5 protein-coding genes and 1 pseudogene are annotated in these 8,006 nt (G+C 55.3%); 1 reads left to right on the forward strand and 5 read right to left on the reverse strand.

From position 1 onward, the window contains the following. Positions 1-1,223: 1,223 nt before the first annotated feature. From ACIGFL_RS23985 to ACIGFL_RS23995, 3 genes and pseudogenes are all read right to left on the reverse strand, one after another. Positions 1,224-1,423: pseudogene (locus tag ACIGFL_RS23985) on the reverse strand (hypothetical protein). Further along, positions 1,420-2,058, reverse strand: coding sequence for a ParA family partition ATPase (gene parA / locus ACIGFL_RS23990; protein WP_397498799.1), 639 nt, complete (start codon positions 2,056-2,058; stop codon positions 1,420-1,422). Before parA ends, ACIGFL_RS23985 begins: the two are co-directional and overlap by 4 nt. A gap of 987 nt (positions 2,059-3,045) precedes the next feature. Next, positions 3,046-3,558 (reverse strand): antirestriction protein ArdA, encoded by a 513-nt coding sequence (locus ACIGFL_RS23995; protein WP_397498800.1) that lies wholly within the window; start codon positions 3,556-3,558, stop codon positions 3,046-3,048. A gap of 503 nt (positions 3,559-4,061) precedes the next feature. Between ACIGFL_RS23995 and ACIGFL_RS24000 the strand changes: the two genes are divergently transcribed. Continuing rightward, positions 4,062-5,318, forward strand: coding sequence for an abortive infection family protein (locus ACIGFL_RS24000; protein WP_397498801.1), 1,257 nt, complete (start codon positions 4,062-4,064; stop codon positions 5,316-5,318). Between the two features lie 286 nt (positions 5,319-5,604). Here the strand turns inward: ACIGFL_RS24000 and ACIGFL_RS24005 are convergent, their stop codons facing one another. Then, a complete protein-coding gene (locus tag ACIGFL_RS24005; RefSeq protein ID WP_397498802.1) occupies positions 5,605-6,816 on the reverse strand; it encodes a hypothetical protein in 1,212 nt (403 codons plus the stop codon). Positions 6,817-6,960: 144 nt separating this feature from the next. Continuing rightward, positions 6,961-7,938 carry a hypothetical protein gene (locus ACIGFL_RS24010; RefSeq protein ID WP_397498803.1) on the reverse strand — a complete coding sequence of 326 codons (978 nt, stop codon included), beginning with the start codon at positions 7,936-7,938 and terminating at the stop codon, positions 6,961-6,963. Positions 7,939-8,006 lie beyond the last annotated feature (68 nt).

Raw genomic sequence — 8,006 nt, forward strand, 5'->3', positions numbered from 1 at the left:
GACCTTGTTTGGTGCCTTCGAGGGACAGATACGCGGGTGTTGGCATGAGTGCTCTCCTTGCCTGGGTCATGGATCGTGGTCGATCCGGGAGCCAGACCTATAGCGAGCGGCGTGCCATTTAATTTAATTTCAATTAAATCAATAAGTTGATGTGACCATACGGTGTTAGCTGGTCACATTGCGTGATCTGTCATAGATTTCTGCGCAACAAGTTGCGCAGTGCTGTGCAGGTTCTTGCGCAGTGGCCTGTAGCTCAGTAAAGACGCGGGTTGCAGGGCATTTAGTGGCGAAAAAGTACGGCACTGGTGAGCAATAAGCTGCGCAGCTGGGCGACACATTCTGCTGACGGAGTTATTGCTCAAGCAGCTTGCCAAGTGGATCGTAGTGCAGCGTGTTAGGCACGCTACAGGGCCAGTAATAACGCGGCTATGGGGTATACGCGGCACGCTGATGCACTCAATGGGTGCCGTCTCCAACCCCCGTGCAGACTGCTTTCCGGGCCAAAGAAGTGCCGCCCCCTTTTATCTTGCGCTCCGCTTTTTCCGTGCCTTTGTGCTTCTGGGCTAGGTAATCAAGCCGGGATAGTAGGGCGCTTAGCAGTCTCTGGGTGGTAGCCGAGGGCAGAGGTATCCGCAGGTCAGCGGTGCTCGACTGCACGCTTCGAGCACACGTTATCGACATCGAGATCAACGCTATAGCGGTCAGCACATCGACACGAGTCCGATCAGAAGAGCTGCATCCGAGCGATCATCCCGCCGACAGATTCCGGACCGAGGTGGCGACTGCCGAATGACTTCGGGTTGGTGCTGCTGAGCAGGAACAGTTCATCGCCAACCAGGCGCCGGTAGGTGTGCCAGGCTGGCAACGCGCGACCCTGTCGATCTCTGCGCAAGAGCCTGGCAACAAGGACGCCATTGATGCGCACCCATCTGGCCCTCTTGCATACACATGTGCTGCGGCACCATCGCCGCCGACAACGGTGCGGTCGCCAGCGGGTGGCCGTGCTGCGCAACCATTGCATTGCCTCTGGAGGTAGGTGAGCCAGCATCAGATCGCCAGGCGCCAGTGAATTGGCCGGCGAAGTGCGATATCAGCCGGCAGGCACGCTGTCGGACGTGTTGTAGGCCTGCTGTGGTGGCGACGTTGCAAGCGCTGCCCAGCCCAGGGTGGATATGCTGCCTGCGAGTAGTGTCAGCGGTCGCCATGCCTGGTGAGTCCCGGCGTCATGACCTGGCCTGCTGCTTCAGCGCCTCGTGCAGCATCTCCGCCATGGTCACGCCGCGGTCGAAGGCCGCCAGCTTGAGGTGCGTGCGCTGTAGCGCTCGGCCTTGCCGCTGTCGACGGCGACGCCCTGGCGTATCCAGGCTTCGGCCTGTGGGTCGGCCAGTGGGCGCGCACCGATACCGATGCGCTTGCCGCTCATGGCGACCACCTCAGCAGCTCGTCGACCAGGCTGCTGACCTCGCGCGCGGCGGCGCTGTCCGGCGCCAATTCGCGCGCCAGGCGACCGGCTGCCACGCTCTCGGCGAAGACGATGCGCTGGCGTACTTCGGCTTGCAGTGCTGGTAGCGGTTGGTCGGCCAAGGCGCCGCGCGCTTCGCGGCCGATCACCGTGGTGCTGACGCGGCGGTTGATGGCAAATGCCGCGCGCAGCGTGGGCCTGAACACCTGCGCCTCGCGGATCAGGTTGACCATCTCCGCGCTGGCCCACAGGTCGTAGGGGCTGGGCTGCACCGGGATCAACACGCGATCTGCCGCCAGCAACGCCGAGCGGGCGAGGGCGGCGATGCGCGGTGGCCCGTCGATGATCACGTGATCGGCACGACGCGCCAGCTCCGGGGCTTCCTGGTGCAGCGTCTCGCGCGCCAGGCCTACGGCGCTGAACAGCCTGGGCAAGCCCTGCTGGCTGCGCCGCTGCGTCCAGTCCAGCGCCGAGCCCTGCGAGTCGGCATCGAGCAGGATGACGTTCTGCCCGCGCAGGGTCAGTTCGCCGGCGATATGGGTGGCCAGGGTGGTCTTGCCCACCCCGCCTTTCTGGTTGAGCAGGGCGACGATCATGGCCGGATCTCCCCGGCCAGACTGTCCCGATCAGCACCTGTCCACAAACCGGCGCTGCCCCAATAACAAGTTAGAGCTTTTAAGTTAGTTAAGTTAAGGGAGGCTGGAAGCCTCGCCAGCCGTGGCCTGCAGAGGCGTTCGTGCGCCTGAAGGCACGTGCATGACGCTCCTGATAGCACGGGCCGGCGTGCGCCTGAAAGCACGTCGGAATTCACAGCTTTTCCCGAAGTTATCCCCGTGCCGTTGACGGCACGCGCCGGAGACCCGGTCGCCTGAGAGGGCAAGTGCTGCGAAGTTTCCGCGCTTTTCGAGGCTGGGGTGGGCGCCGCTCCCGGTGCGGGCAGGCTCGAGATAACTGCGCTCAGGAGAGGCGTCACGATCTGCGGCGCATCGTCCTCGTGTTGGAGTTAGCACCGATGGTCGCCCTCCGGGCCTGTGCGCGTTTGCCGGAAACGGTCCAGGAGCGCGTTGAGGCGCTTCAGGTGACGTGGGAAAGGGTTCAGTGGGGTAGCGCGGCTGGAGCCTTCTAAGGGGGTCTGGAGACGTTTCTGGCCGCTGTCATTGAGCGGGGCTCAAGGGTGAACGGGTGGGCCTCATTGGTAGATCCCGGCCTGTTCGTGTGCGAGCTCGCGTCTCGCAGTCTCGCCCAACCGGCGGCATATGGCGTGTGCGGCTGCAGTCTCCGAAGGTGCGGTTCTACGGCTTTCCGCAAAATCGGAAACCGCATCGGCGGATTTCCGTAAATCCGTAAAAGCGCAGATCCGCTTCCCCACCAACCCGTAAATCCGTGGATACGGATCGACGGATTTGGGTAAAGCCGTAAGACCGTAACGGTCTCAATCAACTCACAGCACAACGTGGTTGTTTCCGGTTGATCGCCGGTAGCGCGCACCCGTGCATCAGCCTTCCGGGTGGGGCGCGCGGGTGGCCGGCAGGACAGGGGCGCAAAAAACAAGGCACCGGGTCGCCCCGGTGCCTTCCGCTGGCCTAGCGATTCCAGAACACGTGTACCTGCTCGAATCCGATCTCCAGGGTGAACAGGTCGCCGCTGTACTCCATGTCGCGGGCCATGGCGCGGTAGTCGATATACATGGCCAAGTGCGGCGGAATACTGGTGGTTTCCTCGGTCAGCTCCTGGGCGTAGTCGGCCAGCGAGCTGTAGCAGCCGCAGTAATCCTCCTCAGCTGCCTTGCGCGCCTGCTCCAAGTCGTTGAAATGAGCGAGCAGGGCGCCGCCGAACGCGGGGTACTCCTCGATGAAACACGCAATCTCATGGGCGTTTTCGAGGCCCTCGTACTCACCGAGGCGGTAGCCGTCGAAACCCTCGAAATCGTGGATGGCATACTCCTCCGCCCCCTCGACCGGGGAGGCCGCCAGCATGGCACTGATCTGCGCCTGGATGTCGTCCAGCTCCAGGGTGGCGTTGATCCAGACGCCATGCAGGTGACCGGCGTTGTAGGCGGCCAGGTCGGCAACGTAGATCCTGATCTCTTCGCTCATGGCTTTCGCTCCTTCGTCTTCAGGGTTCTGCGCTTGCGCTGCGCATGAACCCCTGCCGACTAGGGCGACTAAGGCGGTCGTGAAAAAATCAGGAAAAATCGCGGAGGCTCCACCCAGCGCAGCGGCCGGGTGGAAACCGTCTATTTTTCTTGATTTTGAGGGGACAAGAACCCCTGCTTTGGAAGGTAAGAGCGCCACCATAGGGTGGTGGCGGCATGCGTGTTTCGTCTGTCGGTAACTGGCTGGAGCCGGCCGATTCTGTTGAAAAAGTCCCGCCGCGTTTTTTGCCCATGAAAGAGCCTGAGCGACGTTGAAATCTGGTGTGCTCAGAAGGCAGAACTGCCTTGGTTTTTACGTAGCAACGCCGAAATCGAGCGTTTTTGAGCTGCCGAGAAGCACAGCCCTCTCAGAAGGCGACTTTTTCAACAGAATCGGCCAGGAGCGGACATACCTCTTCCAGCTAAGATACGCTTCGCGGTGACCATTAGGGGGTTGGTACGGCGATGGAACAGATTGATCAAATTGAGCAGACACTTGCCACAGTCCACGAACTTCTGCGCGCAGAGGGCATGAGCGACGCGGCCTCTATCGTGCGCGAGTATCCGGTGCAGGTGGAGCTCACGGGCTACGACAATTGGAACGGTGGCACAAACATCTGGGAGTTTCAGTTCAAACTCCCAGCGCAGAATTACGCACGACTGGGTGCAAAGCGTAGTCAATTAGAAGAACAGATTACGGCACGCCTCAGAACAACCATCGAGTACGAATCTCAAGACTGGTATTCAGCGAAAATTGTGCCGGCCAAGGAACAACGTACCGACTGGCGATCTGACGCGTCAGAACTGTCAAGGCAAGTACGGATCAATATTCTAGACGGGTTGCGACTAGAGAGTGTCGCATGGCACGGCCAGTTGGATGACGTTGAGTTCTTGAGCCGCCTCTTCGACCTACAGCAGCTTCCGTCGACGGATAGCCGGTTTAAAGATGCTGCTGGAGATATCTGGCAACATCGCTTCAACAACGACGACTGGGACGACGACTGGGTCTTCACTGATGGCCGATTCCAGCTTATTGACGGTTCTGCTGAGCACTTCCTGCGTTTTCTTTGTGAGGTGGTGCATCCTGTAGTGCGTCCCGACCGTGATGAGACTCTCAAGTTAGTACTCCACTTCAACGATCAGCTTCGGCCAGCTGGTTGGGAAATCTACGAAGAGGAGCGAATAGCTGGTCGGCCACGCTTTTCGTACCGCCGACTTCGTAGCAACTCATCCCGTGCAGTACTGCGAGCCAAAACTGTGGCTGATGCGCTAAATGCGGGCTGGATGGCGAAAGAAATCGAGCGGTTGGAGCACGCAGTTGAAAGGGATCCTGCACTGGCCATCGGTACGGCAAAAGAACTCGTTGAAACTTGTTGCAAGTCCATTCTGACAAAGCGAAGCATTCCCTTTACTAAATCCGATGACCTTGGCGACCTTACAAAAAAACTCACCAAAGAACTTCAGTTGGTACCTGAAGGTATTTCTGATGCGACAAAAGGTGCGGAAAACATACGCTTGATTCTCCGTAACTTGACTCAACTGACTAACAATCTGGCGCAATTGCGCGGCCTCTATGGCACTGGGCACGGAAGGGATGGCCAGCATCGGGGGCTACAGCCTCGTCATGCCCGACTGGCTGTGGCCTCAGCGGTAGCATTCATTGACTTTGTCTCGGAAACGTTCCAGCAGAGAGAAAGCTTGGGCACTAGAGCTAACCAGTGATGAAATATCGCGTAGCGATTGTGCGCATAAGTGGTATCAACTGCTGGCCTCGCCCGCATTCGACCAAAAGCGGCCGGTCTGCCCTATAAATAAATCTGAAAACCATCTGGCCGGCCTCCCTTCCTTCTTCGCTTGAAGTATGAATTTCGATGCCGAAGTTGGCTGTATAAGCCGTTATTTGGCCATTATCTGGTAATGTGTTTTTATTTTCAGCCAATCAATTACATGGACCCGGCCCCGAGAGGTCTAGCAAATAACTATTGGAATATGAATCGATCTTATCTATCTAGGGCAGTAAGTTTCGCGCAGCTCTCGCAAGAATTATTTCCAATGAGAACACTAAGAGTATTTGCAGGAATAATTTATTGCAGCGATATGTATACTCTGCGTACGTGATGCTCTGTTTTGCCCCCGTCCCTCCACTTCTATAGCTAATAACTTGTCGATCGTCAGATATTCGAAACCATCTATGGTGCGAGGCATTTCGAATGGTACTGTCATACTCCTCAAACAGAGAGCCTAAGTTTGGGTTGTTCTTTAGGCACTCAGTTCGATTGGCCTTGTTTAAGGAGCGATATTTTTTTAAATCCATTTTCTGCATCTGATCATATGGGCGCCCTTGATCTATATTGTTTAGAGCCGCAATAATGTCTAGGTGCGCGCCAAGAAGCTCAAATGCATTCCCATAGAACATTTTTGTTAACTCAAAGTTTGCAGATGAGGCAGCTGAGTCCTCAGGTATTTCTATCCCATGCCGGTTGTAAAGAATTGTTTGTTCGTACTCATGGTGGGCGGAGAAATACTCAGCACAAATTTCAATGTACTCTTTTAGCCGTTCATCTTGCAAGTCTTCAATATAATGCTTTAGGAATCTCTTGAGCTCATCTGGATGGCTTTTATATATTTGCTTTATCCAGTCTGAGTTCTTCTGAGTTGTTTCTCGTCCAGACGGGCCTAAAAAACACTCAATGAAGTCAAACAAAGTGCTGTCAAAGTCATCCTCCTTGAACCCTGTTTCGGCTCTGAAAGCTGCCAGGTTTCTATCACGTAGATCATGCTTTCCTTTTCTATGAAATCTGCAAGCTTTTTCTAGGTGTCTCCATGCCCTCGCGGCTCCTGGGAACCCCTCAAGTAAATAGTCACGTATGGGAGGAATCTTTTTTCCTTCCGACAGCTTCTTGAGTATCTCGCCTCTAAAGTTATGCATTAGCTCCATAGCTGGAAAGTAGAATTCTTGATTTGCTTTACTCTTGGGGATGAGAAAGCCGACCCCCAGGTTCACTATAATTCCATTTTCCGAGAGCGGTATAATTCTGCAGCTATCATCATGCTCAAAATCAACATGCGGAGGGTTATCTAAAATTAGATTTATATTTATTGGTGATTCGCAATTGGGGCATGAAAATGTGTGCGGTTGATTCTTTTCATATCCGACCTGTGCCCTGACAATAATTTCCTGTCCACATGCAGTGCATGAAAAATACATCCTGCTGATCATTATCCTTCCTCTGGCTTAACACATTATTTATTCCAATGCCCTTTCACTATCGGCAGGCTAAGTCCCAGCTCTATTGCCGCCAGGCTCTAGCTAAAGGGGCGGAGGAATTTATTTTAATTCACTCCGGCCTCTAATTAGTGATTTTTACTCAAGCTCAATTTGAGGGCCATAAGTCATAATATCCGCGAGCCGTAGAGACTTTCTCGCCGCTGTCTTTGCTGTCGCCAAATCCTCGTTACGCAAAATCCCTACCAACATCTCTTGATCCTCCACTTCGGTAGAGCACTCAGCGAGTCGTTTAGCCCAATATGCGCGCGAGATATCAGATGCGATTTCGAGGATCGCGCCATACGCTTGCCCCGGATTAATCTCACGTTCTCCGACTCGAGTTAAAGCCGTTAGAACGGCCATTTCCGGCTCCCGTTTAGTATCTCTAGAGCGCTCTATTGCTGCCGGTAGGCCTTCAAGAGCTTGATCGGATAATCGGAGTAGTTCGGTAGTGAAGCGAGCTATTTCATGGTCTGGAGCTATCGGACGCCCATGCCTTTTAGCCTCCAGAGCATCTATTGTCGCTTGGACTCTTTGTCTGAACTGGGCGTGAGTGGATGCATTAGCAGCTAGGCGTAGCTGACCATTCAGGCGACCGATATCGTCGACTAATGAAATGAGGAACCAAAATGGGCGTTCAGTACCTTGTTGACTCAGCGCAGTAGCCACAAATGGCCAAACTTCCTGGGAGGTAAGGACAGGCCGCCCTAAAACATGTGATATCTGGTCGGCACCGAGAAGGCATAGGTCGAGAAGAAAGGATTCCGGAGGAACATCTAGTCGCCCTTCATTCAGCCGGCCATTCGCAATGCCGACGTCCGCTGCAAACTGGTCTGGGATGTCGGCGAAAGCACGACGCAAGTGCTGAGGGGCAATCGCTAGAGCATTGGGGTCGTTCGGCCGCACCACTACATTCAGCCCGTCGCCGCCTGCATTGATACGCTGAAACCTGACAGGTGCGGCATTATGCAATATACCTAAGAGCAGTGCGATATCTGCGGCTGTAGGGGATACGACTGATCGATCAAATGCTTCAAGCCATTCGGGGTGAATCGACCCTAGTTTCGTAGACACCTTCAAGCCTCATAATGAGGCCCATCAGGAGGTGCCATGAGCAACCAGCGTTACCCCGAAGAATTCAA

It is taken from the genome of Pseudomonas sp. NPDC077649 (assembly GCF_044542855.1).
In the GTDB taxonomy this organism is placed as follows: domain Bacteria; phylum Pseudomonadota; class Gammaproteobacteria; order Pseudomonadales; family Pseudomonadaceae; genus Aquipseudomonas.

Coding starts and splice junctions, on each gene's coding strand:
- parA (WP_397498799.1), bottom strand. CDS start 2,058: ATGATCGTCGCCCTGCTCAACCAGAAAGGCGGGGTGGGCAAGACCACC.
- ACIGFL_RS23995 (WP_397498800.1), bottom strand. CDS start 3,558: ATGAGCGAAGAGATCAGGATCTACGTTGCCGACCTGGCCGCCTACAAC.
- ACIGFL_RS24005 (WP_397498802.1), bottom strand. CDS start 6,816: ATGATCAGCAGGATGTATTTTTCATGCACTGCATGTGGACAGGAAATT.
- ACIGFL_RS24000 (WP_397498801.1), top strand. CDS start 4,062: ATGGAACAGATTGATCAAATTGAGCAGACACTTGCCACAGTCCACGAA.